29 protein-coding genes are annotated in these 23,361 nt (G+C 45.5%); 21 read left to right on the top strand and 8 right to left on the bottom strand.

Translation table 11 applies throughout. The features are described from left to right. Both CBI30_RS10020 and CBI30_RS10015 read right to left on the bottom strand, forming a co-directional pair. The coding region (locus CBI30_RS10020; protein ID WP_143744386.1) for a helix-turn-helix domain-containing protein at positions 1 to 417 on the bottom strand (417 nt) is incomplete at its 3' end. A gap of 89 nt (positions 418 to 506) precedes the next feature. Next, positions 507 to 1,142, bottom strand: a complete 636-nt coding sequence (locus tag CBI30_RS10015) for an NAD(P)H-dependent oxidoreductase (RefSeq protein ID WP_088528157.1) — start codon at positions 1,140 to 1,142, stop codon at positions 507 to 509. A 133-nt stretch (positions 1,143 to 1,275) separates the two neighbouring features. Here CBI30_RS10015 and CBI30_RS10010 point away from each other — a divergent pair, with 133 nt between their 5' ends. Both CBI30_RS10010 and CBI30_RS10005 read left to right on the top strand, forming a co-directional pair. Beyond that, entirely contained in the window at positions 1,276 to 2,052 is a 777-nt protein-coding gene (locus CBI30_RS10010) for a hypothetical protein (RefSeq protein ID WP_088528156.1), read from the top strand. Between the two features lie 25 nt (positions 2,053 to 2,077). Beyond that, positions 2,078 to 3,778: an amidohydrolase gene (locus CBI30_RS10005; protein WP_088528155.1), complete on the top strand. Its 1,701-nt coding sequence runs from the start codon at positions 2,078 to 2,080 to the stop codon at positions 3,776 to 3,778. 65 nt (positions 3,779 to 3,843) lie between these two features. Here CBI30_RS10005 and CBI30_RS10000 read toward each other — a convergent pair whose 3' ends face one another. Continuing rightward, entirely contained in the window at positions 3,844 to 4,755 is a 912-nt protein-coding gene (locus CBI30_RS10000; RefSeq protein WP_088528154.1) for a LysR family transcriptional regulator, read from the bottom strand. 113 nt (positions 4,756 to 4,868) lie between these two features. On the opposite strand from CBI30_RS10000, the gene CBI30_RS09995 reads away from it, so the two are divergent. The 12 genes from CBI30_RS09995 (at position 4,869) to CBI30_RS09940 (ending at position 14,684) form a co-directional block, all read left to right on the top strand. Beyond that, entirely contained in the window at positions 4,869 to 6,062 is a 1,194-nt protein-coding gene (locus CBI30_RS09995) for a CaiB/BaiF CoA transferase family protein (protein WP_088528153.1), read from the top strand. Positions 6,063 to 6,092: 30 nt separating this feature from the next. Next, positions 6,093 to 7,019: a hydroxymethylglutaryl-CoA lyase gene (locus CBI30_RS09990; protein ID WP_088528152.1), complete on the top strand. Its 927-nt coding sequence runs from the start codon at positions 6,093 to 6,095 to the stop codon at positions 7,017 to 7,019. A gap of 31 nt (positions 7,020 to 7,050) precedes the next feature. Further along, positions 7,051 to 8,037, top strand: coding sequence for a Bug family tripartite tricarboxylate transporter substrate binding protein (locus CBI30_RS09985; protein ID WP_088528151.1), 987 nt, complete (start codon positions 7,051 to 7,053; stop codon positions 8,035 to 8,037). 6 nt (positions 8,038 to 8,043) lie between these two features. After that, positions 8,044 to 8,436, top strand: a complete 393-nt coding sequence (locus CBI30_RS09980; protein ID WP_088528150.1) for a VOC family protein — start codon at positions 8,044 to 8,046, stop codon at positions 8,434 to 8,436. A gap of 92 nt (positions 8,437 to 8,528) precedes the next feature. Continuing rightward, positions 8,529 to 9,494 (top strand): tripartite tricarboxylate transporter substrate binding protein, encoded by a 966-nt coding sequence (locus tag CBI30_RS09975; protein WP_088528149.1) that lies wholly within the window; start codon positions 8,529 to 8,531, stop codon positions 9,492 to 9,494. A 33-nt stretch (positions 9,495 to 9,527) separates the two neighbouring features. Continuing rightward, on the top strand, positions 9,528 to 10,427 hold the full coding sequence (locus CBI30_RS09970) for an alpha/beta fold hydrolase (RefSeq protein ID WP_088528148.1): 900 nt from the start codon (positions 9,528 to 9,530) through the stop codon (positions 10,425 to 10,427). Continuing rightward, positions 10,427 to 11,848, top strand: a complete 1,422-nt coding sequence (gene leuC, locus CBI30_RS09965) for a 3-isopropylmalate dehydratase large subunit (protein ID WP_088528147.1) — start codon at positions 10,427 to 10,429, stop codon at positions 11,846 to 11,848. The genes CBI30_RS09970 and leuC overlap by 1 nt, the downstream gene beginning before the upstream one ends. Next, entirely contained in the window at positions 11,841 to 12,488 is a 648-nt protein-coding gene (gene leuD / locus CBI30_RS09960) for a 3-isopropylmalate dehydratase small subunit (protein ID WP_088528146.1), read from the top strand. Before leuC ends, leuD begins: the two co-directional genes overlap by 8 nt. A 56-nt stretch (positions 12,489 to 12,544) precedes the next feature. Further along, positions 12,545 to 13,363 (top strand): spermine/spermidine synthase domain-containing protein, encoded by an 819-nt coding sequence (locus CBI30_RS09955; protein WP_088528145.1) that lies wholly within the window; start codon positions 12,545 to 12,547, stop codon positions 13,361 to 13,363. Between the two features lie 100 nt (positions 13,364 to 13,463). Next, positions 13,464 to 13,730, top strand: coding sequence for a DUF1488 family protein (locus CBI30_RS09950; RefSeq protein ID WP_088528144.1), 267 nt, complete (start codon positions 13,464 to 13,466; stop codon positions 13,728 to 13,730). Positions 13,731 to 13,776: 46 nt separating this feature from the next. Then, complete coding sequence (locus CBI30_RS09945) at positions 13,777 to 14,181, top strand: translational machinery protein (RefSeq protein WP_088528143.1); 405 nt, start codon at positions 13,777 to 13,779, stop codon at positions 14,179 to 14,181. A 35-nt stretch (positions 14,182 to 14,216) separates the two neighbouring features. Further along, positions 14,217 to 14,684, top strand: a complete 468-nt coding sequence (locus CBI30_RS09940; RefSeq protein ID WP_088528142.1) for a potassium channel family protein — start codon at positions 14,217 to 14,219, stop codon at positions 14,682 to 14,684. Positions 14,685 to 14,697: 13 nt separating this feature from the next. Here the strand turns inward: CBI30_RS09940 and CBI30_RS09935 are convergent, their stop codons facing one another. Together CBI30_RS09935 and CBI30_RS09930 are read right to left on the bottom strand one after the other, a co-directional pair. After that, positions 14,698 to 15,549, bottom strand: coding sequence for a transporter (locus CBI30_RS09935; RefSeq protein ID WP_161492291.1), 852 nt, complete (start codon positions 15,547 to 15,549; stop codon positions 14,698 to 14,700). Positions 15,550 to 15,757: 208 nt separating this feature from the next. Next, entirely contained in the window at positions 15,758 to 16,660 is a 903-nt protein-coding gene (locus tag CBI30_RS09930) for a histone deacetylase family protein (protein WP_240553570.1), read from the bottom strand. A gap of 57 nt (positions 16,661 to 16,717) precedes the next feature. Between CBI30_RS09930 and CBI30_RS09925 the strand changes: the two genes are divergently transcribed. After that, positions 16,718 to 16,903, top strand: coding sequence for a DUF2256 domain-containing protein (locus tag CBI30_RS09925; RefSeq protein WP_088528139.1), 186 nt, complete (start codon positions 16,718 to 16,720; stop codon positions 16,901 to 16,903). After that, positions 16,904 to 18,175, top strand: a complete 1,272-nt coding sequence (locus CBI30_RS09920) for a DASH family cryptochrome (protein ID WP_088528138.1) — start codon at positions 16,904 to 16,906, stop codon at positions 18,173 to 18,175. It begins immediately after the preceding gene. 1 nt (position 18,176) lies between these two features. On the opposite strand, the gene CBI30_RS09915 is transcribed toward CBI30_RS09920, so the two are convergent. The 3 genes from CBI30_RS09915 to CBI30_RS09905 are packed head-to-tail and all read right to left on the bottom strand — an operon-like array spanning position 18,177 to position 19,895. Beyond that, complete coding sequence (locus tag CBI30_RS09915; RefSeq protein WP_088528137.1) at positions 18,177 to 18,557, bottom strand: DUF2237 family protein; 381 nt, start codon at positions 18,555 to 18,557, stop codon at positions 18,177 to 18,179. Between the two features lie 50 nt (positions 18,558 to 18,607). Further along, on the bottom strand, positions 18,608 to 19,186 hold the full coding sequence (locus CBI30_RS09910; RefSeq protein WP_088528136.1) for a histidine phosphatase family protein: 579 nt from the start codon (positions 19,184 to 19,186) through the stop codon (positions 18,608 to 18,610). A 13-nt stretch (positions 19,187 to 19,199) separates the two neighbouring features. Further along, entirely contained in the window at positions 19,200 to 19,895 is a 696-nt protein-coding gene (locus tag CBI30_RS09905; RefSeq protein ID WP_088528135.1) for an SDR family oxidoreductase, read from the bottom strand. A 72-nt stretch (positions 19,896 to 19,967) separates the two neighbouring features. Here CBI30_RS09905 and CBI30_RS09900 point away from each other — a divergent pair, with 72 nt between their 5' ends. From CBI30_RS09900 to CBI30_RS09880, 5 genes are read left to right on the top strand one after another with little or no spacing between them, the layout of a single operon-like run. After that, positions 19,968 to 20,240 carry a TIGR03643 family protein gene (locus CBI30_RS09900; protein WP_088528134.1) on the top strand — a complete coding sequence of 91 codons (273 nt, stop codon included), beginning with the start codon at positions 19,968 to 19,970 and terminating at the stop codon, positions 20,238 to 20,240. Positions 20,241 to 20,242: 2 nt separating this feature from the next. After that, positions 20,243 to 20,641: a thiol-disulfide oxidoreductase DCC family protein gene (locus tag CBI30_RS09895; RefSeq protein WP_240553569.1), complete on the top strand. Its 399-nt coding sequence runs from the start codon at positions 20,243 to 20,245 to the stop codon at positions 20,639 to 20,641. Next, positions 20,642 to 21,202 carry a chalcone isomerase family protein gene (locus CBI30_RS09890; RefSeq protein ID WP_240553568.1) on the top strand — a complete coding sequence of 187 codons (561 nt, stop codon included), beginning with the start codon at positions 20,642 to 20,644 and terminating at the stop codon, positions 21,200 to 21,202. Positions 21,203 to 21,208: 6 nt separating this feature from the next. Further along, positions 21,209 to 21,757, top strand: coding sequence for a DUF3833 domain-containing protein (locus CBI30_RS09885; protein ID WP_420812050.1), 549 nt, complete (start codon positions 21,209 to 21,211; stop codon positions 21,755 to 21,757). A 26-nt stretch (positions 21,758 to 21,783) separates the two neighbouring features. Next, the gene (locus CBI30_RS09880) at positions 21,784 to 23,310 is read left to right on the top strand and encodes a cryptochrome/photolyase family protein (RefSeq protein WP_088528132.1); all 1,527 of its coding nucleotides are present in this window, start codon (positions 21,784 to 21,786) and stop codon (positions 23,308 to 23,310) included. Positions 23,311 to 23,361 lie beyond the last annotated feature (51 nt).

The raw sequence follows: 23,361 nt of genomic DNA, 5'->3' as shown, positions 1-23,361 counted from the left end.
TCGCAACTCTGCAGGTGTGAGTTCCGAGACAGGCTTTTTGAGTAATGCTTTGATATTAAATTGGGACATAGGCTGTTGTCCTCTCTGTCGATTGGCAAGGGCTGTAATACCGCCCTCATTGTAGAGTTTTTGCCATCGCAATACAGTGCTCATGCTGCGGATGCCAAAGTGGGCCGCAGCTGGTCTGGCCGATACTTGGTGTTTGGTCATGTACTGCAGCACTTCAAGCTTGAACTGGGGAGGGTGACGTTGGTGGTCTGGAGTAAGGCCACCAGGGCCATGCGCTTGATAGGCCAAAAACCAGTCTCGGACCTGCGAGTGATTAACCGCAAATAGGTGAGCAACCCGCCTTTGACCACCTGACTTTAAAAACTCTTTAACTACCTTTAGCTTGAACTGCTTGCTGTACTTGCTCATAAAACAAAACCCCCTTGGTTGGACTTGGCGTCCAACTTTTGGGGGTCAGTTCAGAGTGGTTGGTATTTTTTTGTAGTGCTGATGGATATTTATTTAATCCAAGAAATAAATTGCTCTTTGGATCTTCTAACCTTCTTCAAATTGAGTAACCAATCTTCATCTGCCTTTCTATATCCCAAAGGAAGCATGACAACGCTACGCAAGCCTTTAGTTTGTAGATTGAGAATTTCATCTACTGCTGCTGGATTAAAGCCTTCCATCGGAGTGCAGTCCACTTCTTCATAGGCAGCTGCAATCAAAGCTGTGCCTAAGCCAATGTAAGCTTGTTTAGCAGCATGATTGAAATTCACTTCGGCATCTCTAGCGGGATAAGTATTTAAGAGCATTTGGCGGTAGGCAGTCCCTGACTCGCTCTTAAAGTTACGGATTGTCTCTGTCATATCGAAAGCCGTGTTGATGCGCTCGGCAGTGTAATTATCCCAAGCAGCAAAAACGAGTAAATGGGAGCAATCGGTAACCTGGGACTGATCATTGGCGACTGCCTTGATTTGCTGGCGGATATCTTTATTAGTAATAACAAGCACTTTATAGGGCTGCAGTCCGCTAGAGCTCGCGGTCAATCTCACCGCCTCAAGAATTTGGTCTACTTTTTCCTGGGAGACCGCCTTGGTGGAATCCATCTTTTTAGTGGCATATCGCCATTGCAGTTTATCTATGAGGGTCATCTGTCTTCCTAGGGTTGATATGAATGTAAATCATGGATAAGTGTAGTAGAAAGAGGGTTATTGTGTGGCGTCTCGAAAGGCCTATAAAATCTACATATATTATTTATCAACAAACCGCCAGCTATAACTTAATATGAAAAAAACACTTCTATTACCCTTATTTGGAGTTTGCACATTACTTTCTTCCAGCATTTCTATTGCTGCGGAAGAGTTAACCCCCATCCCGAAGGCTTCAAGTGAATGGCGTTTTGAAGTCACGCCGTATCTTTGGGCTCCCGGCATTAAAGCTACCTTGAATCTTGGCAACGGCCTTGCTAAATCCGCGGACTACTCATCCAGCAATGTATTGGATAATCTCAAGTCGGGCGGCATGATTTCTGCCGAAGCACATAAAGGCCAATGGGGCATGATGGGCGATGTAGTTTCTGCCACATTGCAAAATTCTGGTGCAATTCCAGTGCAGGGCGGCACTGCTACTCTAGGAGATAAGATCACTCTGCAGCAGACGGTTTTAACTGGCGCCGTCACCTACACTATCGCCAATACTAAAGATGCCTATATGGACGGCCTACTTGGTGCTCGCGCTATTTACGCTACAGCTACATTAAATGTGACTGGGGTAGGAACTGCCGCGAAAACAACCTCGACCGTCGACCCTGTTGTTGGCATGAAAGGACGCTACCGTATTGCAGACTCCACATGGTATGTTCCCTTCTATGGCGATATTGGTAGTGGCGGGGGTACCACCAACCTGACATGGCAGGCCATGCTTGGAGTTGGAAAAACTTTCAGCAACCTCATTGATGCATCCCTGACCTATCGCGCCCTCTATTACGACATGAAGGATGGCGGTGTCTTACAAAAGACAACGATGCAGGGTCCACAAGTTGCCGTGACTTTTAAATTTTAATAAAGACCAACGCTAAAGATCATCCATGAAACTCACTCAAAAATTACTTTCCGTTTTATTGCTTTCCCAATGCGCGCTGGCTTTTGCCAAAGGTAATGCCGATACTATTTTCTATGGTGGCGATATTGTCACGATGAATCAGGCGCAGCCAAAGGCAGAAGCTGTGGCGATTCAAGATGGAAAAATCATAGGGGTTGGCTCTTTTACGAACCTCAAAAAATTGCAGGGAGAGGGCACTAAGTTAATTAACTTAAATGGTCAAACTTTAATGCCCGGCATGGTTGAGCCCCACGTGCATATTATGGGGACAGCATTTTCAGAGGAGATCTTCCTTAATCTCTCTAATTTCACGATGCCGCATGACACTTTAGATAGCTTAGTGGCAAAACTTACTGCGTACAGTAAAAACATTAAAGATGGCGATTGGATTAATGCCTTTGGTGTTGACCCATCTAGAACAGAGCCCTTTATGTCTGAATTAACGGCAGACATATTGGATAAGGTATCCACCACCAAACCAATATTCATCTTGAATCAAAGCATGCATATTGCTTATGTGAATCACAAGGCTTTAGAAGTTGCGGGATTGACTGATTCCAGTCCGGACCCCAAGGGTGGTAAGTTCCTAAAAGATAGCAAGGGACATTTAACTGGCGTAGTTTATGAGGCACCCGCTTTTTATCTATTCCTCAATAAGATGCCTTTGCCTACTCAAGAGGTGATTGAGCAAGCGATTGTTAAGGTTGGTCAGAGACTAGTAAGTAAAGGCGTTACCACCTCAGCAGAAATTACCGTGGGTGGATACCTTGGTGTTGATAAGGAATATGCCTTATTCAATGCGATGACCCGTAATGGCAAGCTTCCAGTGAGGGTGAGGGGTTATATGTATTCGAGCGCATACCCAAGCACTAACAATAGCTATAAGCCGGGACAAGGTGATGACAGCTTTAAATTAATTGGCGTCAAAATTGTGGCGGATGGCTCGAATCAAGGTTTAACTGGTGCGATGACTAAGCCGTATGATTTTCCAGCTGGCACGAAAAATACGGGCACTCTCAACTTTACTGAACAAGAGCTCTATGATTTAGCTAAGCCAAGATTTGACGAGGGCTGGCAGATCTCGGTGCATTCCAACGGCGATAAATCTATTGAGCAGACTCTGAATGTTTTTGAGAGGTTAGTGATAAAACCTAGTGATGTCAAAACTCGATTAAGAATTGAGCACTTTACGGTTCCCACTGAAGCGCAAATCATTAGGGCAGCAAAATTAGGTGTTGTTCCTGGTTTTACGATTGGACATACAGACTATTGGGGCGAGGCGTTTCATGATCATCTTTTGGGCGCCGAAAGGGCCAACAGGATTGATCCTAGTGCAAGCTTAATTAAAAAAGGTATGCATTTTGCGTACCATAGCGACTCTCCCGTTTCCCCTATTCATCCATTGAAGTACGCTTCCGAGGGGGCTGCACGACTTTGGCAAGTTTCACCTCAAAAGGTATTGAATGCAAATCAGAAGGTGTCAATTAATAATGCTTTAAAGGCAGTTACTATTGACGCAGCCTATCAACTGAAGATGGATGATAAGGTTGGATCGATTGAGAAGGGTAAGTATGCTGACTTTGCCATCGTTGACAAAAATCCTATGAAAACGGACGCCTACAAAATTCGAGATATTGAAGTGAATGAAACTTGGATAAATGGTCGGCAAGTATTTAAGAAAAACTAAAAATCATTTTCACCTAGTAGCAAGAGTTATAGCCACCTTCGGGTGGTTTTTAACTCCTAGATTAATTACACGCATTGTTTGAGTAAGTGCTCGCTCAGTAATACGGCTGAAGGAGATAGGTTTGCGCCATCCTTAATTGCTAAGAGTAGATTGCGATCTGCCCAATCATCTTTTAGCGGTACGGCTTCCAAGTTCATGGCTTTGATTTGCGCTAAGCAGGCCTGGAGTGGAAGTACGCCAATACCCAGATTGACAGAAACCATTTTGCACATCGCATCGTAACTACGTACCTGAATACGCAATTTCATTTGCTTACCAAGTTTTTCGGCTTTTCTGGAGGTGAGCTCAAGCAATGCGCTGCCACGATTGAGTCCTACAAAGTCATAGTTTAGGCACTCTTCAAATGAAACCTTTTTCTTTTTGCTCAGTGGGTGTGATTTGCTGCAAGCAATCACGAGTTGATCGTTGCCAATAATTTTGGTATCTAATCCGGTTGTTGGTGGTCCTTCTGCAAATACGCCGATATCCGCGATCCCATCTAGCAGAGCTCTAACAATATCCCCGCTGATTTGTTCTTCTACATCGACTTCAATCTCGGGATGCGCCTTTAAGAATTTCGCTAGTGCTGGCGGTAAAAATTCTGTTAGGGCGGACATGTTTGCCCACAAGCGCACGTGGCCTTTAATGCCTTTGGAGTAGCCCCCGAGCTCATTGCTAAACTGTTCAAATCCTTGAAATAGTCGCAGGGCATGCTGCATCACAACATGTCCTGCATGTGTCAGGGTGACCCCCCTAGCGGACCGATCTAAGAGGGTGAGGCCAACGGTTTCCTCCAGTTCAGAAATCCTTCGGCTGGCGGCCGAAAGGGCGAGGCTACATTCACTTGCGCCTTTGGTAATGCTTCCAGTTTGAGCAACGGCACAAAAGAGCTTGAGGGTTACAAAGTCGACTCTGGCAGGGTTAATTTGGGGATTCATAAGCGTATTCTAGCTAAGCCTTCGCAAAATGAGAAGGCTTGATCGACTCATAGCAATTCTCAAGCAGGCAAAAAGGGCGTAACTTGAATGAAATTCATATTCTAAGGAAGGTTATGGAGCCTTTAGCCAAGCTAAAAGTGATTGAAATGGGGCAGTTAATCGCCGGGCCATTTGCCGCAAAGACTTTGGCTGATTTTGGTGCTGATGTGATCAAGATTGAGCCTCCTAAGGTGGGTGATGCCTTACGTAAGTGGCGTCTATTAAAAGATGGCACTTCAGTTTGGTGGCAAGTGCAGTCACGCAATAAGCGATCACTTTCTTTGGACCTTAAACAAGCTGAAGCTCAAGATATTGTTAGAACCTTAATTTCTGAAGCGGATATTTTGATTGAAAATTTTCGCCCAGGGACTTTAGAGGGCTGGGGACTAGATCCAGAGCGTTTACTTGAGTTGAATCCCAAACTGATTATTTTAAGAATTAGTGGTTACGGGCAAACTGGCCCTTACCGAGATAAGCCGGGTTTTGGGGTGGTGGCAGAAGCCATGGGTGGTCTGCGGCACTTAACCGCAGAGCCGGGTAGAGTGCCAGTTCGAGTAGGTGTGAGCATCGGCGATACCCTGGCCTCCTTGCATGGCGTCATCGGAATTTTGTTGGCGCTACAAGAGCGTCACCAAAGTGGCAAAGGCCAAGTGATTGATATCGCCTTGTACGAGGCAGTATTTAATTGCATGGAGAGCTTGCTCCCCGAGTACAGCGCATTTGGAGAAGTTAGGCAAGCTGGCGGGAGCGCCTTACCAGGCATCGCCCCAAGTAACGCCTACCTGTGTGCAGATGGCGGTTATGTGTTGGTTGCTGGTAATGGCGATAGCATCTTCAAGCGACTCATGGATATGATTGGACGTAACGATTTGGCGAGTGATCCGGCGCTAGAGAGCAATGATGGCAGGGTAGCTCGCGTTGCGGAATTAGATCAGGCCATTGGTGAGTGGGCTAAAACAATGACTACCGACCAGGCTTTAGAGTTACTGGATTCTGTAGCGGTACCTGCTGGAAAGATTTATACCGTTGCCGACATTGCCAATGACCCGCATTACAAAGCCCGCGGCAATATTGAAACGGTTCAGATGCAAGATGGCGCAACATTAGATGTTCCCGGAGTGATTCCGAAACTTTCACGGACGCCAGGGTCAATCAAGACCTTAGCGCCTAATATTGGCGAGAACACCGATGCCATTCTGCGTGGCATTGGCTTAACGGATGATCAGGTGGCATCCTTAAAAGCACGTGGCATTGCTTTTACTCAATAATGAATTCAATGAATCAAGCGACTGAATAATATGACTCGAATCTATTTCAACGATGTTGTTACCAGGGATGGCTTTCAGATTGAGCCAAACTTTATTCCGACAGATGACAAGGTCAAGCTGGTTGATGAGTTAAGTCAATGTGGATTTGCCAAAATTGAAGTCACTTCTTTTACATCGCCTAAGGCGATTCCGATGTTGCGTGATGCTGAAGAGGTGATGGGCAGAATTCAACGCATGCCTGGCGTTGAATACACCGTATTGGTGCCTAATTTGCGTGGCGCGGAGCGCGCATTTGAATCCCGTGCCGATGAATTCAATTTGGTGATGTCTACTTCCGAAACCCACAACCTTGCTAATTTACGCATGACTCGTGAGAAAAGTTTTGCTGGTTTAGCAGAAGTCATTCGCTATGTAGACGGTAGAACGCCTATTAACGTGTCTTTATCAACTGCCTTTGGTTGCCCTATGGAGGGTGATGTACCTCAATCGGTAGTTGAGGATTTTATAAGGCGCTTTACTGCTTTGGGTGTACGTGGAGTAACAATTTGCGATACCACCGGCATGGCCCATCCTGCACAAGTTGCAAGCATGGCTAATGATCTGCAAAAGCAGTTTTCAGAACTACAACTCACTTTCCATTTTCATAACACCCGGGGCATGGGGCTTGCTAACGTTCTAGCAGCAGTTCAATCCGGCATCATCCGCTTTGATGGCTCGCTTGGTGGTTTAGGTGGTTGTCCTTATGCACCAGGAGCTAGTGGCAATATTTCAAGCGAGGATACGATTCATATGCTGGATGCGATGGGGTATGACACGGGGATGAATATTCCCAAATTAATAGAATTGGCACGGGAACTACCTTTGATCGTTGGACATCCTGTACCAGGTCAAGTTGCAAAGGCTGGCAGTACATCCCAATTGCATCCAGCCCCAGCCTATGTAGCTGAATTACGTTAATCAACTTTTATTTCATTTGAGGGTTAGTCTCATGCGCCAATATTTTACAAAGCTAAACGTATTACTTTTATTTCTGTTCGGTCAGGTAGCGATTACTGGGTATGCTCAAGATGCTGGCAAATATCCAAGCAAACCCATTACCTTTATCGCCTCATCTGCTCCTGGTGGAACAACCGATTTCACGGCAAGGGTATTGGCTCAGCCTCTAGGCCTAGCATTAGGACAGACTATTGTTGTTGAGAATAAGGCTGGAGCCTCTGGTGCTATTGCAGCCGCCGCTGTTAAAAAAGCAGAGCCCGATGGATATACCTTGTTAGTTCAATACTCTGGCTATCACGTCATTACACCCTTGGTTAGTAAGAACCCATTACCTTGGGAGTTAAAAGATTTTCAGCCAGTAGCCAATGTGATTTCAGCGCCGCAAATTGTAGTCATTCGGGCGGACTTGCCATTTAAGACAATGTCTGAGCTCGTTGCCTATGCAAAAGCGAATCCTGGTAAATTAAATTACGCCTCTTCTGGTAATGGGTCATTACAGCATGTGACTGGAGCTATGCTGGAGCAACAAGCTGGTATCAAAATGACTCACGTTCCCTATAAAGGAACTGGACCTGCATTAGCGGATTTATTAGGTGGTCAAGTGGATCTAACCTTTGGTACACCTCCACCATTTATCCCACACATTCAAACAGGTAAATTACGTGCATTGGCAACCACAGGCAAAAAACGTATCCCGAGCTTGCCTGATGTTCCTACTGCAACAGAGGCGGGCTTACCTAAGCTAGATGCCACTTCATGGTTTGCGGTATTTGCGCCAATCAATACGCCAGCGCCGATCATCAATCAACTGACGACTGAGATTGCTAAAGTCATGGCCGCACCAGCCTTTAAAGACAGGGCGATTGAAATGGGTGCCGAGGCAACTTACATGAATCCTAAGCAGTTAGGTGAATTTATTAAAGGTGAGAATACTCGTTGGACTGCGGTAGTTAAGACTGCCAAGATTGAGGCAGATTGATATTGCATGATTGATCATTTAGACCATCTGGTATTAACTACGGCCAATGAGAATGCCTGTATTGATTTTTATACTCGCGTGTTGGGCATGACGCTCGAAAGCTTTATTGGTGGCACTCCAGCAGTCGAGCGTAAGGCATTTAAGTTTGGTAATCAGAAAATCAACCTACACATTAAAGGGGGGGAATTTGAGCCTAAGGCCAATATTCCTACGCCGGGATCACTCGATCTTTGTTTTATTGCTGATAGACCTTTAGAGGAAGTGATTACTAGGTTAAGTGAGGCAGGTTGGCCGATTGTTGAGGGTCCAGTCATTCGGACTGGCGCCACCTCAAAAATAAACTCGGTATATGTACGAGACCCAGATCAGAATCTGATCGAAATTAGCGAGCTGGTATAAGGGTGTTCAATATCTAGCTAGCAGAAAAAAACAAAGTTAGTCAATCAAATTACCAGCAGCATGGTGATACTTATAAATTGGAGGAGACATCCATGAAGTTGAAATTCGTTTTTGCAGTAGTAGTGAGTAGTCTATGTTTCAGCGCTACTGCGTTGGCACAAACATTCCCTGATCGCCCAGTTAAGCTGGTGGTCCCTTATGCACCAGGGGGAAGCGCCGATATTACTGCCCGCATGATTTCTGAGGATTGGGGTAAGGCGCTAGGTCAAGCCATGATTATTGAGAATAAAGCCGGCGCAGGGGGAAATGCTGGGGTTGATTCGGTAGCTAAGTCAAGACCCGATGGTTACACCATTGGTTTGCACACACTGTCTCTGGCAGTCAATCCAGCGCTATACCCAAAGATGCCTTTTGATACCCTCAAAGATTTAGCGCCGATTGGAATGGTAGCAAGTTCTCAGCATGTATTGGTGGTTAATCCAAAGGTACCGGCTCAAAATTTGAAAGAGCTCATTGCACTTCTGAAAAAAAATCCAGGTAAGTTGACTTATGGCTCCGCAGGCAATGGCAGCACGATGCATATTGCCCCTGAATTATTTAAAGCGACATCTAGTACATTTATTACACATATTCCATATCGCGGTGGCGGTCCGGCTTTGAGCGATACGGCCGGTGGTCAGGTCGATATGAGTTTTCCAGTGGCATCAGCGGCTGCGCAGTTTGTTCAAAGTGGCATGCTGAGGGGGATTGGTGTGACGGGTAGCAAGCGCTCGCCATTGATGCCAAATGTTCCGACTCTGGCTGAGGCAGGTTTGCCTGCTTATAGTTTTGAGACTTGGTTCATTGTGTTTGCACCTGCTGGAACTCCAACAGTCGTGATTGATAAATTAAATTCTACGCTTAATGCCACCTTGGCAAATCCTAGTTTAAAAGCGCGGATGGTTAAGGAAGGTTTTGATCCTATCCCTTCTTCACCTGCAGTAGCACGCCAACGCCTGGAAAAAGAAATTCCAGTGTGGGCCAAGCTCATGAAAGAACGTGGCATTAGCGCCGATTAAATCAGTAGAACAATATTTGAAGGAATATCACTCATGTCAATAAATACATTATTCCCTGATTTTGAGCCTCGCTTATTTGAGGTTAATGGAGTGCAAATTGCTGGACATGTTGGAGGTTCTGGCTCTCCATTATTGCTTTTGCATGGCCATCCTCAAACTCATGCTATTTGGCATAAGGTCGCGCCTGAGTTGATGAAGCGCCACACTTTAGTGATGACGGATTTGCGAGGTTATGGTGATTCCTCTAAACCTCAAGGCACTCCTGACCATAGCAATTATTCCAAGCGGGCGATGGCGCAAGATCAAGTGGAGGTAATGAAACAACTCGGATTTGATCGCTTTGATGTCTTGGCGCATGACCGTGGCGCGCGAGTAGCTCATCGTTTGGCTATGGATCATACGAACTCCGTCAAGCGACTCATCATGCTCGATATTGCGCCAACATTGGCGATGTATGAGAAGGCTAACAATGCTTTTGCAAGGGCTTACTGGCACTGGTTCTTTTTAATTCAGCCATCACCTATGCCTGAGAGACTAATAGAGGCAGATCCTGCGGCTTATATCCGAGATTTGATGGGCAGACGCAGTGCAGGACTAACGCCATTTGATCCATTGGCTTTAGGTGAATATATGCGCTGCATTGCGTTGCCTGGAGCGGCTCATGCCATGTGCGAGGACTACCGAGCGGCAGCAGGAATTGATTTGATTCATGATCGTGAAGATATTGCCGCCGGTAAGAAATTAGAAATGCCTACCATGGTACTTTGGGGCGAAGAGGGTGTTATCCAACAATGCTTCAAACCGCTTCAAGAGTGGCAAGCGATTTGCAAGGATGTGGTTGGCGAGCCGGTTCCTTGCGGCCACTATATTTCCGAAGAGGCTCCAGAAGTACTTCTAAAAAAAGTGATTCCATTTCTGAGTCAGGGTAAGTAATGAGCAACAAAACCTTGTATCAAAAATTGGTGGATGCGCATACGGTAGCCGTATTAGATGAGGAAAATGTGCTGCTGTTCTGCGACCTGCATTTGATGAATGAATACACCAGTCCGCAAGCCTTCTCTGGTTTAGATGGAAAGAGCCGTGGAGTGCCAGTTCCTGGTCAGAACGTTTCTGTAGTGAGCCACATCATCCCCACTCACAATGAAACGCCCAGAAGAATTGCAGATCCCGCCTCTCTATTGCAGGCAAGGAACCTCAAAAAGAATTGCACTAAACATAACATTCCCTTATTTGATACCAATGATGTCCTTCAAGGAATTGAGCATGTGGTATCGCCAGAGCATGGAATGATTCGTCCGGGAATGGTGGTGATTTGCGGCGATAGCCACACCACCACCTATGGTGCCTTAGGTGTTTTAGGTTTTGGGATTGGCACTTCGGAAGTTGAGCATGTTTTGGCGACTCAGACCTTGGTTTACCGCATGGCAAAAAATATGCGCATCACAATCAAAGGATTATTGCCGAAGGGCACGACATCCAAAGATATGATTCTGAATATCATTAGCCAAATTGGCGCTAAAGGTGCGATTGGTTATGTTGTGGAGTTTTGTGGATCCGCAGTAGATGCCCTTAGCACCGAAGCTCGTTTCACGATCTGCAATATGGCAGTGGAGGCAGGCGCACGCGGTGCTTTGATTGCCCCTGATAGCACTGCCGTCGACTATATTTTGGCGAGAGCTCCGGATATTACTGGCAATATCAGAGACTCCGCCCTGAAGTATTGGGCTACCTTGCACTCTGATTCAGGGGTTCTGTTTGATCAAGAGTATGTGTTTAATGCTAATGACATGGCCCCTTTTGTGACCTGGGGAACAAGCCCAGATCAAGCGATTGCGATTAACTCACATCTACCCACTAAAGAGTCTTTTAAAAACCCAGCAGATCGTTTAAGTCTGGAGCAGGCCTTGAAATATACCAAGCTCACTGATGGTCAAGCCTTGGAGGGTACGCCGATTCAGCATGTATTTATTGGTTCTTGCACTAATGGACGGATTGAGGATCTGCGTGAAGTTGTTGCCACTATTGGTGATAGACGAGTTGCCTCTGGAGTTCGAGCGATGGTAGTTCCTGGATCCGGTGCAGTGAAGGCGCAGGCAGAGGCAGAGGGCATCGCCGATAAATTGATTGCCGCTGGCTTCGAATGGCGTAAGCCAGGATGCTCCATGTGTCTTGCTATGAATGACGATGTTCTCACTTCAGGCACCCGCTGTGCCTCCACAACGAATCGTAATTTTGAAGGTCGTCAGGGTAGAGGGGCGATTACCCACTTAATGAGCCCTGCAATGGCGGCAGCAGCAGCTGTGACAGGCATGATTACTGATGCTCGGAAATTACAAGGAGCAAACCATGCCTAAGCAATCACATATTCACGGGTATGGGGCCGCCCTGCGGATTGCTAACTTCGATACTGATCAAGTCATGCCAAAGCAATTTTTGCGAGGCATTGATAAATCAGGGCTGAAGGATGGCTTGTTTTACGACTTACGTTTCGATGAGGCCGGAAACCCGAAGCCAGAGTTTTTCCTTAACCAAGCAGCTTATACATTAACCAATATTTTGATTGCCGGCTCAAACTATGGTTGCGGATCGAGTCGCGAACATGCGGTCTGGGGTATGCAGCAGTATGGCTTTAAAGCAGTGATTGCCTCAAGCTTTGCAGAGATTTTCTATTCCAATGCGATGGGCAATGGCTTGTTATTAGTAACGCTACCAGAAGATCAAGTTCAAGCTCTCATGCAGGAGGCGGATGATCTTGGTGGGCCAGTTGCGATGGAGATTGATATTGAGCGTTGCATCGTACGTACTCCTAAATATGAATTTACATTCTCGCTATCAGCAAGACATCATCGAATGTTTTTGGAGGGGTTGGATGTGATTGGACTAACTTTAACTTTGAAACCTCAAATCGATGCTTTTGCTCAACAACATTGGGATGAGCAGCCTTGGATGAAGGATGTTGCACGTAAGACGGTGGATCGCTTAGCCAAGGGATAGGGATTGAGAATGCTGAATAAGGCGGGTAGCCATGCAGGCCTTACAATTCTGTGGATATGGCCCAGACTAAATCAGCATTCAACCCATCCGGTATGCAGCTTATTAAAGACGGCCTATTTAAGTTAAAAGAGAGATTTGACGGTACGCAGGGCGAGCCCTATATCGTGGAAAGCAATAAGTTCAAGGCACTCTATTTTGATAGTGAATCCACTCAGAGCTTGATGGATATGCAGGCCCCCATTCGCCTAGTGGTGAGTTACACCGAGACGATGATGGGCTTCCTCCTCTTTCATCCCAACCCAAAAAAAATTGCCATGATTGGCCTAGGCGGTGGATCACTAGCTAAGTACTGCCACCACTATCTGCCTCAGTCTTCTATTGTGGTTCTGGAAAATAGTGCTCGGGTGATTGCATTGAAGGATAAGTTCCATGTTCCAGAGAATGATTCGCGCTTTCAGGTTCTAGAGGCGGATGGGGCTGAGTATTTCAGAAATACTGAAGAGAAATATGACATATTGCTAATCGATGGATATACCAAGTTGGGGCAGGCAGCTCAACTATGTAGCGAGGATTTTTATGCCAGCTGTTTGGCCTGCTTGAATCCCAATGGAGTATTGGTGATTAATTTTTCTGGGGCGGCAGGGCTAAATCAAGTCTACCAAGAAAGAGTCGATCGCATCTTTGAGTATCCCTCTGTATTGGTAATGGAAGATGACCGAATGAATCAAATTTTGTTTGTGAGCCAGGGCGCAGCTCTCAGTTCACCTGCAGAAGACCTCTTGAGATGCGCCTCATCCCTAGGACAAGTTCACGATATTCATCTGGCTAGAACTGCTCAAAACTTTTTGATGCAGCGAAAAACAGACGCTCAATAGCAAACATGGGCAAAGAGTTTGACATGCATCAAGCGCTGCTGTCCAATAAGAGTCAAAATATCAAAGCTGTTTGATTATTCTTAAAAGAGAGAGTTCCCTTATGAAGCTTGAATTTATTGGTCCCGCGTCTATTTTGGAGAATGGCGATGTCTCCTATCCAGCTATGCTTGATGGTAAACCTCTAAAGTGCACTTTTAGTTATGAAGCCTTGCAGGATTTAGATGTTGATGGTGTTGAGACAAATGCGCTGCAATTGTTTAAAAATCATCAATTAAAATTGCTCTCGATAGCTGAACAAAAGATTTTGAATGGCCACGCCATAGAGGGTGCCATTCACTTATTCAGCCATGACCTAGTCTTAGATTAATCGTTTTATTGTTTTTACTATCCCATTGTTTAATTAGAAAGAAAATATGTCATTTAATCACTCAGTTATTTGGATTGATCATCAAGAAGCGCATGTCATTTATTTCAATCCCACCGCGAGTGAGAGTGAAGTCATTAAGACAAGATCTACTCACAAAAACATTCATCATAAAAGTGGCTCTGTGAGTGGCGCACAAGCTGCTCCTGATCAACATTATTTGCATGAAGTCATTCAGGCTGTTAAAGAATCTAAAGAGATTTTAATTGTTGGGCCGGGCTCTGCAAAATTAGAGTTGATGAAGCATGCTACAAAGCATGATCATTTGACTGCTGAAAAGGTGGTGGGTATTGAGACTGTGGACCATCCTACTGATGGGCAGTTATTGGCTTACGCAAAAAAATATTTTGCCAAGGCTGATGCCTTAAAAGGCGATACCGTAATTACTGGTTAATTATTTATCCCCCTGAAAATGGGGGATAATTTTCCATGCTACTTATTACCGCCTTCATCATTAATGGATCATTAGCGCTTATAGCGATCTTGTTGCATTACAAGGCCCTTTTTCAGTTGGATAAAAATTTGCCCAGGGTGGCACATATTCCACCTCGATTTAGGGTTCTGATAGGTGTTGGCGCCATTTTTATTGCCCACGTACTCGAGATTTGGCTTTTTGCTTTGGGCTACTTCTTCACCATGCAGTTTCCCGTGATGGGGGGTCTTGTAGGCAATCTTTCGGGCCACGGAACCCTGCTGGACTGTGCGTATCTATCATTCGTAACCTTTACAACGCTGGGTTACGGTGAAATTGTTGCTCAAGGTTATTTGAGATATCTGACTGGAGTAGAGGCGCTCACTGGTTTTATTCTGATTACTTGGTCAGCTTCATTTCTGTTCATTGAGATGCAGAAATACTGGACCGTGTATAAGACTACTCAGACTCAGCAGTATAAATAAGTAAACTAGCCGCTTAAAAGTCTTTCATCAGTCGTAGCGCTAATACGCGGGTTTGTATGAATCCGTTCTTAATTTCCATATCCCGGCCATACTGCAATGAAATTCTGCCAATCGGCGTATGTGCTTGGCTGCTCAATAAAAATCTCTGGGTATTAACTACGTTATTTAGATACCTACTGTTGATGGTTGTTGCGCCGCCAGCCACATAAAAATAGGACGCACCTACGGTAAAGGTTTGGTTGATTCGCCAAATAGGCCCAAGCTGGGTGGTAGTCAGAGGTTTTTGCAGTAGTGACGCATTAGTAGCGGTACCACATGCAGCCGCACACTGACTATTGCCGCCAAACCACATGGTATCTACTGCGACCATGCCATCAATGCTATTAGCAATAGACGTCTGAAACCCAATCTGCAAATCTGTTCTAAAGCGATTCTCACTAAGATTGAATGCTCTCTGGCTGGAATAACTGCCGGTGGGGCTAATCAAATAACCTGCGATACCAACGTAAGTTCTGTTGACTTTATCGGCATAGGGCCATATCGCCGTTGCAATAGTGAGGTCACCGATTCCAGTATCGCTTGATAAGCCTCCAAGAGACCCTGCTGGCCTTACTGTTCCATAGGGTAGTTGAATATAGGAGACGGCCGGCAGCTCTCCTAGCGTGTAAGTTCTGGCACCGCGCAGAATTGCGCTTTGAGTATCAATGACAGGGTTTGTATAAAGTCGAGCTGGAGGGACGGTGCCAACGGAGCCATTCTTATACAGAGTCGAGTTCTCTGTATTGAAATAGCTAATCGTGATGAGATTCTTATCTGGTGGCGGCGCAACGATATCGTTTGGCTGCAAATCAATTGCCCACGCCATTAATGGTATGAATAAGGCAAAGAAGAGAGGGGCAAGCCGAAAGCGACACATAAGGCTCATATTTTATCTAATGGTGAGTATATGACCAATGCAGATGATTTCTTGGGCCATGACTTGCAGTCAAACTACGGTGGAATGCTGTAATTAGAGAATTAACAGTTGAATGACGCAAAAAACCTTATGCAGATTGTCTGGCAAAAAAAGTAATTCATGCATACCTTTTCTGGTATTGCAGCGCAGTTTGAATAGTTTGGAAATGAATGTCCACTGTCGACTGAATTTCTTTGCCATATCCGCCCGCCATGCTAAATGCTATGGGAATCTGATGATCTAAGCCAAATTGGAACACGCATACGTCCCGCTGGCGCATACCATCTTTAGTGATACTCAATTTTCCCAGGCGATCTCCTTCGTGAGGATCGGCGCCAGCTAAGTAAATAATGAAGTCAGGCTTGAACCGTTCCCCCAATTTTTCTAAGCCTTGGTGGAGTGCCTCTAAATAAGATTCATCGCCAGTACCATCTGGCAAGCCAATATCAAGATCGCTAACTTCTTTTGTAAAAGGGAAATTATTTTCCCCATGAATTGATAAGGTAAAAATAGAAGGATCATTTTTTAGGATGGATGCCGTGCCATTACCCTGATGCACATCAAGATCAACGATAGCAACTTTCAGCTTTGGGTGTATTTCTTTCTGAAGTGCGCGTGCCGCGATTGCTGAATCATTAAACACGCAGAATCCACTTCCTTTATTGCGATAGGCATGGTGGGTGCCTCCAGCTAAATTTACGGCCACCCCTTCTTGAAGGGCGATCTTAGCGGCCGCTAGTGTTGCGCCTGCTGACCTGCGAGAGCGCTCAACCATTTGTGTGCTCCAGGGAAAGCCAATCTCTTGTTGCTCTTGAGGACTTAGACTCCCTTGCAAAACTTGGATGAGATAGCTCGCATCATGTGCATAGAGTATTTGAGTATCAGTAACAGCAGGCGCGTCTTTTAGATAAACGCCTGCTAATTGAGAAACTAAGTCTCTCAATTTTCCATACTTCTCCATCGGGAAGCGGTGTCCGGCAGGAAGTGGTAAAACATAGTGGTCAGTGTAAAAAGCTTTCAAAGTGTATCTCGAAGGTTTTGTATGGTGATGAGTCTATTCGTTTTTTAATTGGTAGGTATGGCGCGATCTGAAAAGTCTGGATTTAAAGGCAATAAATCGTTTTTGCCCAGCAAGCTATGTGTTGCTTGCGGCAGGGAAATGACTTGGCGGAAATCTTGGGAAAAGAATTGGGAATCCATTAAGTATTGCTCGGATGCTTGCCGCCTCAAGAAGCCATCATCCCATCAGGCCGGGGTTCTGTAAGTGAGCGTTTTGATCTACTGGTTTCGAAATGATTTACGCCTTAGAGATAATCCGGCTTTAGTGCAGGCCTGTTTGAATGCAGACCAGCTATTACCTGTTTATCTCCATCAATCAGATGGCCAATTAAATGCCTATGGTGTTGAGAGGGCGGGTGGGCATCGAAAACAATTTCTGAGGGATTCATTAGCGGATCTCAAGGGTCAATTGCAAGAATTAGGTTCAAGCTTATTTGAATTCACTGGCCACCCCAATGAAGTGCTTCCGAGATTAGCAAAGTCCTTAGGTGCTAAAGCGATCTATTGCGAGCAAATCGAGGCACCGGAGGAATTGAAGCAGGTCGCCTTGCTACGAAAGATGGGCCTTGATGTGCAGACGTTCTGGCAATCGAGCATGTTAGACCCTCAATATTTTCCTTTTGAGGTTCAGGAAATGCCTGACATCTTTACAGAATTTCGTCGGGCAGTAGAGGCTGCGGGACTCAAGTTTACAAACCCTGTAAACACTCCTGAAATCTTTCCTTCATTGCCACCGATGGATGACCTTGGTGAGCTGGTGGCTGAAGCAGTGCTTGATCATGAGCAGATTCAAGTCGACTATTTGGGTGGAGAGAGTCATGCCCAGGCTCACCTAAAACAATATCTTGAGCGTCGTCTGCCAGATAGCTATAAGAAAACGCGAAATCAACTGATCGGTCAAGATTATTCTAGTAAGTTTTCCCCATGGCTCGCCTTAGGTTGTATTTCTGCAAGAGTCCTTGCTGGAGAGATAGCTGCATATGAAAATCGCTACGGTGCCAATGATGGGACTTACTGGCTCTGGTTTGAGTTGTTATGGCGTGATTACTTTCGGTTCCTTCACTTTAAGTTTGGAAAGCGCCTATACCAGGCACGTGGGCTTAGCAAGCTAGCTGAAAATGTAACTCCGTTCGATACAGTGAAGTTTGAACAATGGTGCTCTGGAGATACGGGCGAGTCATTGATTGATGCGGGTATGCGTGAGTTAAGGGCGAGTGGCTATTTATCAAATCGCATGCGCCAGATCGTAGCAAGCTACTGGATTTATGATCTGCAGGGAGATTGGCGTGCTGGTGCAGCTTGGTTTGAGGCGCAGCTTATCGACTACGACGTTTATAGTAATCAAGGTAATTGGCTTTATATAGCGGGTCGAGGAACGGATCCCAGAGGCGGAAGACCATTTAATGTGATCAAGCAGGCCCAAGATCATGACCCCCAAGCAATTTATCGTCGCTTGTGGCTTGAGCACAATGGATAGCTTAAATTTCTGCTATGGCGGCGTACTGTAGCAGTGTTTCTAGGGAGATTTTTTCCAAAGCTTTTGCATTGGTGCTCTCGAGCTTAATCATTGGCGCACAGTTTGCTTCTAGGGCCTCTATCCAGCGATTCAGGCATAGGCACCATTGATCTCCCGCAACCAAGCCCGGAAATTGATACTCTGCTCTTGGGGTAATGAGGTCATTTCCGCGCCTCAAGCTAAATTGCAAAAAATCATTGGTGAGCACGGCGCAGACGAGATGGCTTCCCGCATCCTCCTCATTCGTCTTGCAGCAACCATCTCTAAAGAACCCCGTTAAAGGATCAAAGGAGCAGGGAACCAATGGCTGACCTAAAACATTAAAGGAAGATTCTGCTTGCATAAGTACTCTTTATATTAATGGGGGATGTATAAAAGAAAAATTGAAGAGCTTTATGGGCTTGGATAGAGCTTGAAGGAAAGGGGCTTTCCAGCAGAGTCTACTTTGACCAAAACCATGTCACCGGAGTTAACAACCATGCCAACATAAGATTGAATATTGACGTGGTGAGTCACCATAATGATTGGCATATTCGGATGTTGCTTGCGCTCAGCTGCGATGAGTTTTATTAATTCATCGGTTTGTCTTTTTGCCTGGCTCATATCGTCAAAGAATGAACCTAATGACGCCTCCTTTTTTACTGCTCCCTTGTTTAGTAGGGTGGCTGTATCGATGCACCGACACCAAGCGCTACTGTAAATTTTTGCCTGATCAATTCCTTGCTTAGATAGCCAGTCACCAGTGCTCTTGGCTTGCTTTCGTCCAAAGTCTCCAAGGTTTCTTTGAGTGGAGCATTGGTTCATTTGATAGTTCTGAGGATCTCCATATCCAGGAGCATCAGCATGCCTCATCAAAAGAATATGCTGCCCATCTTGTAGCTTGCTAGCGAATTCACTTTGCGCTATGACCAACTTAGCTTGAGCACAAAGTAGAGTGAATATGATGAGAAAAAAGGGTAAGCGGAATTTCATAAAGATGTGTCGCCTACCAAGGTAAGCGCTCTCCTGAGTAGCTGATAAAAGTTCCTGAATCTTCTTTATTTAATGAAAGTAAGACTTTGAGCATATCGCTTACGGCATCTGCAGGAGGTCTACCGATTTGCTCTCCCTTAAATGGCTTCGATAGCCTGGAATTGACTGTTCCAGGATGCAGGGCCACTAAAGCGTTATTGGGCCTAGTTCTGCCAAATTCAATTGCGGCAGTCTTGATTAGCATATTTAAGGCTGCTTTAGAGGCGCGGTAGCTATACCAGCCACCTAATCGATTGTCTTCGATGCTGCCTACCTTGGCAGATAGGGTTGCCATGACGGCACCTGCTGGGTCTAGTAATTTAGAAAAGTATTTGATAGTAAGGCCGGGACCGATCGCATTGACTTGCATCAGCATCTGCAGTTGCTCGGCATTGAGGTCATCTAACTTTTTCTCAGGCATCCAATGCTCGGAGTGCAGTATCCCAATCGTGTTGATGATGAGTTGAAAAGGGCCTGTATTGGCTAAGGCAATAGCAGCAGCTTCAATCGTGCTGAGGTCCTGGTAGTTAATCGGAGAGTGTGAGTTTCGATGGATGCCGTATACAGCACTACAAGAGGGGTTGCCCTTCAGTAGTTCCATAAACGCTGATCCAATGGTTCCAGAGGATCCAATGACTAGCGCGCGAAAGGGTTGCGGAACTAAAGGCATGGTGGGAGTAATCGTGAGGGCTTTTTTAAAGCGGGCTCAGCTAGTTTATTGAATAAGTCTTAAACTTGCTTGATGACGATTCAGACTTCTAAATCCCTATCCGAGGCTGATCTATCCAGGCTCATTGAAATGGCTTGGGAGGACCGCACTCCATTTGATGCTATTGAGCAAAACTTTGGTCTATCTGAGCCGCAAGTGATTGCCGTTATGCGTTCGGAACTCAAGCGCTCTTCCTTCAACTTATGGCGCAAAAGAGTCACCGGGAGATCGACAAAACATGTAGCACTTAGAAGTAAGCTGGTAACCCGTGCCTATTGCACTACGCAATATAAACATAAGTCATGACGATGAAAAAGCTGACTATGTACTACGACGGTCTGTGCCCTTTATGCCAGGCTGAAATCTTATTTTTGTCGGGGCGCAATCAGGCTGGTTTATTAAGATTTATAGATGTTAATTCGTTGCAATATTCTGCAGCTACAGTAGGCGTGTCTTGTCAGCAAGCGTTGGATTCTATGTATGCTCAATACGATGATGGCAAGCTTATTAGCGGTGTAGAGGTTTTCTCTGCAGCATATGAAAGGGCGGACCTGCCCAAGTTAGCTTGGTTTTTTTCTCGACCAAGCTTACGTCCTATGCTGACATGGGGGTATCGATTTTTTGCCAAGAACCGCCACACTATTTCGGGCGTATTAGGTCCTACGGCATTGCGCTTAGTAAAAGCGGCATCTAAGCAGAAGGGGTAAATGATGAGGAAAAACGTATTCAAAAGTAGCGCTACTCTGTTTGTCACACTCTCGCTTGTCAGTGGCTTATGTAGCGCTAGGGATATCTCTCATATCGAGTTTGCTGTTAATCCATCCCAGCTGCAAGGGGCTGGCAGGCTCAATTTTTGGGGCTTTCATGTTTACGATGCAACGCTATATCGTGCTGGTAATTCGAGTTCACCAGAGTTTGCTTTGGATATTCAATACCAAAGATCCTTTTCTGGAAGCGCAATTGCTAACAGAACAGCGGATGAGATGAAGAAGATTGGTGTATCAGAGACGCAGGCAGCCATCTGGGGAAAAGAATTGGCATCAGTTTTACCCAATATTGAGTCGGGGCAAACTCTTACAGGTGTCTACTCTCCTAAAGCTGGCACTACCTTATTTTATGAGGGAAAAAAAATTGCCCAAATTTCAGGGGCTGATTTTTCAAAAGCATTTTTTGGAATTTGGCTCGATCCTAAAACCAGCGTACCCAAGCTAAGAGCGGAGTTACTTGGTAACGGCTGCCCACCACCCCTCATTTCTGGAGTCTGTTAAATGCGTATGATCATCTTTGCATCCAAGTATCTAGCTGGTGTTTTTCTGGTCTTGAGTCTGCTTGCTTGCTCCTCGCCAACAGTGACGCAATATGCACAAGAAAAGCCTGCCTTAGATCTCAGCGAGTATTTCAATGGCACGATTGATGCATATGGCATCTTCACTGATCGCAGTGGCAATGTTCAGAAAAGATTTACTGTGCTGATGGTCGCTAAGTGGTCGGTAGTAGATGGTAAGAAAACCGGCGTCCTGGATGAAAGCTTTGAGTACTCCGATGGTACAAAACAAAAGCGGATTTGGACTTTGGTGGAGGTTTCCCCTGGCAAGTTCATTGGTACTGCCGATGATGTGATTGGAGAGGCAGTTGGGTCGTCTTCTGGTAATGCCTTAAATTGGGCTTATACGCTGGCATTACCAGTGGATCAATCCATTTACCATGTGCAGTTTGACGATTGGATGTACTTAGTGACACCTAAGGTCATGATCAATAAGGCAAAGATGAGTAAATTTGGGATTGATCTTGGCGAGGTAACGCTGAGTTTTTACAAGCGCTAATGTCGTCTGTATATAGAAAGTAAATCTTGAAAAGGCTCGTACTTATACTGGGTGATCAGCTAGATATTGATAGCCCAGCGCTAAAGAATATCGACTCGAAGATCGATCAAATAATCATGATTGAGTCGGCGAATGAGGCTCAGCATGTTTGGTCACATAAAGCCAAGATTGCTTTATTTTTGTCGGCAATGCGCCACTTTGCTGAGGGCCTCAAACAGCTTGGCCTGCCACTGGTGTATGTCCAGCATTCACCTAAAACGATTACGGAAGAACTCAGAAGCAAAATAATTGATGGAAAATTTACCCATCTTATTTGCATCGAGCCTGGAGAATGGCGACTCAAAGGGGCAATTGAAGGGCTGGCTTCCGAATTAAATCTTGTTTTAGTGATGCATGAGGATGCCCATTTCTACTGCTCACATCTCAAGTTTAAGGCTTGGGTTGCCAATAAAAAAGAGTTGCGACTAGAGTACTTTTATAGGCTCATGCGCAAGACCCATGGCATCTTAGTGGATCAAGATGGCAATCCAGAGGGTGGTCAATGGAATTTCGATCGAGATAATCGCAAGCCTTTTCCGAAGAAAGGTCCCGGGTTAATTCCGGCTCCAGCATTATTTGAGCCAGATGAGATTAGTAAAGCAGTATTGGCTGAGGTTGAGGAAAGGTATTCGGACCATCCAGGGTCGCTATTGCACTTTCGGTGGCCAGTCACTCGCGCTCAGGCACTTGAAGTGCTCGAGGGGTTTGTTGAGCACCGCTTAGCAACTTTTGGCATCCATGAAGATGCGATGTGGACTGATACTCCTTTCGGATGGCACTCCTTGCTTTCTAGCTCCCTAAACCTCAAATTACTTAATCCAAGAGAGGTGATTGATGCTGTATTGGTTGCTTGGAAAAAATATGACCTAGAGCTTGCAACGGTAGAGGGATTTATTCGTCAAATTTTAGGTTGGCGAGAATTTGTCCGCGGAATGTATTACCTCGATATGCCACAAATGGCGCTTGATAATTTTTACGGCCATCAGAATGTATTACCTGCTTGGTACTGGACCGGAAAAACCAAGATGAGTTGTATGCGGGAGGCGATTGGACAAACCCTACAGTATGGCTATGCCCATCATATTCAGCGCTTAATGGTGACGGGCAACTTTGCTCTACTAGCTGAGGTCTTGCCAAAAGAGGTCTGCGACTGGTACTTAGCTATTTATATCGATGCGATTGAATGGGTAGAGCTACCCAACACGGCAGGTATGGCCTTATTTGCGAGTGGCGGACGTTTTACTAGTAAGCCCTACATCGCCAGTGGTGCCTACATTAAGAGAATGAGTAACTATTGCGACACATGCCAATATAAGCCGGATATCCGGTTCGGGGAGGGTGCTTGCCCCGTCACCAATCTATATTGGAACTTTTTGATCAAGCACCGCACTCAATTTGAATCCAATCCACGCACTCGATTGATGACCGCCAACTTATCCCGAATTAGCGAGGTAGATCAGCAGTCTATTCAGGTTCACGCCAAAGGGCTGCTAAGGGATCTGCATTCTCTGTAATGGCTTGACCTCACTCTGAGGTGCTGGTGACGCATTCTGTAAATTTGTGTC

The sequence above is a fragment of the Polynucleobacter aenigmaticus genome, assembly GCF_002206635.1.
Classification (GTDB): Bacteria; Pseudomonadota; Gammaproteobacteria; order Burkholderiales; family Burkholderiaceae; genus Polynucleobacter; species Polynucleobacter aenigmaticus.
The sequence above is the reverse complement of the archived record's forward strand: the minus strand, read 5'-3'. Positions and strand labels throughout refer to the sequence as shown.

What these genes read in the sequence shown, in the direction of transcription:
- CBI30_RS10015 (WP_088528157.1), bottom strand. Translation starts at nt 1,142, where the DNA reads ATGACCCTCATAGATAAACTGCAATGGCGATATGCCACTAAAAAGATG.
- CBI30_RS10010 (WP_088528156.1), top strand. Translation starts at nt 1,276, where the DNA reads ATGAAAAAAACACTTCTATTACCCTTATTTGGAGTTTGCACATTACTT.
- CBI30_RS10005 (WP_088528155.1), top strand. Translation starts at nt 2,078, where the DNA reads ATGAAACTCACTCAAAAATTACTTTCCGTTTTATTGCTTTCCCAATGC.
- CBI30_RS10000 (WP_088528154.1), bottom strand. Translation starts at nt 4,755, where the DNA reads ATGAATCCCCAAATTAACCCTGCCAGAGTCGACTTTGTAACCCTCAAG.
- CBI30_RS09995 (WP_088528153.1), top strand. Translation starts at nt 4,869, where the DNA reads ATGGAGCCTTTAGCCAAGCTAAAAGTGATTGAAATGGGGCAGTTAATC.
- CBI30_RS09990 (WP_088528152.1), top strand. Translation starts at nt 6,093, where the DNA reads ATGACTCGAATCTATTTCAACGATGTTGTTACCAGGGATGGCTTTCAG.
- CBI30_RS09985 (WP_088528151.1), top strand. Translation starts at nt 7,051, where the DNA reads ATGCGCCAATATTTTACAAAGCTAAACGTATTACTTTTATTTCTGTTC.
- CBI30_RS09980 (WP_088528150.1), top strand. Translation starts at nt 8,044, where the DNA reads ATGATTGATCATTTAGACCATCTGGTATTAACTACGGCCAATGAGAAT.
- CBI30_RS09975 (WP_088528149.1), top strand. Translation starts at nt 8,529, where the DNA reads ATGAAGTTGAAATTCGTTTTTGCAGTAGTAGTGAGTAGTCTATGTTTC.
- CBI30_RS09970 (WP_088528148.1), top strand. Translation starts at nt 9,528, where the DNA reads ATGTCAATAAATACATTATTCCCTGATTTTGAGCCTCGCTTATTTGAG.
- leuC (WP_088528147.1), top strand. Translation starts at nt 10,427, where the DNA reads ATGAGCAACAAAACCTTGTATCAAAAATTGGTGGATGCGCATACGGTA.
- leuD (WP_088528146.1), top strand. Translation starts at nt 11,841, where the DNA reads ATGCCTAAGCAATCACATATTCACGGGTATGGGGCCGCCCTGCGGATT.
- CBI30_RS09955 (WP_088528145.1), top strand. Translation starts at nt 12,545, where the DNA reads ATGGCCCAGACTAAATCAGCATTCAACCCATCCGGTATGCAGCTTATT.
- CBI30_RS09950 (WP_088528144.1), top strand. Translation starts at nt 13,464, where the DNA reads ATGAAGCTTGAATTTATTGGTCCCGCGTCTATTTTGGAGAATGGCGAT.
- CBI30_RS09945 (WP_088528143.1), top strand. Translation starts at nt 13,777, where the DNA reads ATGTCATTTAATCACTCAGTTATTTGGATTGATCATCAAGAAGCGCAT.
- CBI30_RS09940 (WP_088528142.1), top strand. Translation starts at nt 14,217, where the DNA reads ATGCTACTTATTACCGCCTTCATCATTAATGGATCATTAGCGCTTATA.
- CBI30_RS09935 (WP_161492291.1), bottom strand. Translation starts at nt 15,549, where the DNA reads ATGGCGTGGGCAATTGATTTGCAGCCAAACGATATCGTTGCGCCGCCA.
- CBI30_RS09925 (WP_088528139.1), top strand. Translation starts at nt 16,718, where the DNA reads ATGGCGCGATCTGAAAAGTCTGGATTTAAAGGCAATAAATCGTTTTTG.
- CBI30_RS09915 (WP_088528137.1), bottom strand. Translation starts at nt 18,557, where the DNA reads ATGCAAGCAGAATCTTCCTTTAATGTTTTAGGTCAGCCATTGGTTCCC.
- CBI30_RS09910 (WP_088528136.1), bottom strand. Translation starts at nt 19,186, where the DNA reads ATGAAATTCCGCTTACCCTTTTTTCTCATCATATTCACTCTACTTTGT.
- CBI30_RS09905 (WP_088528135.1), bottom strand. Translation starts at nt 19,895, where the DNA reads ATGCCTTTAGTTCCGCAACCCTTTCGCGCGCTAGTCATTGGATCCTCT.
- CBI30_RS09900 (WP_088528134.1), top strand. Translation starts at nt 19,968, where the DNA reads ATGACGATTCAGACTTCTAAATCCCTATCCGAGGCTGATCTATCCAGG.
- CBI30_RS09895 (WP_240553569.1), top strand. Translation starts at nt 20,243, where the DNA reads ATGAAAAAGCTGACTATGTACTACGACGGTCTGTGCCCTTTATGCCAG.
- CBI30_RS09890 (WP_240553568.1), top strand. Translation starts at nt 20,642, where the DNA reads ATGATGAGGAAAAACGTATTCAAAAGTAGCGCTACTCTGTTTGTCACA.
- CBI30_RS09885 (WP_420812050.1), top strand. Translation starts at nt 21,209, where the DNA reads ATGATCATCTTTGCATCCAAGTATCTAGCTGGTGTTTTTCTGGTCTTG.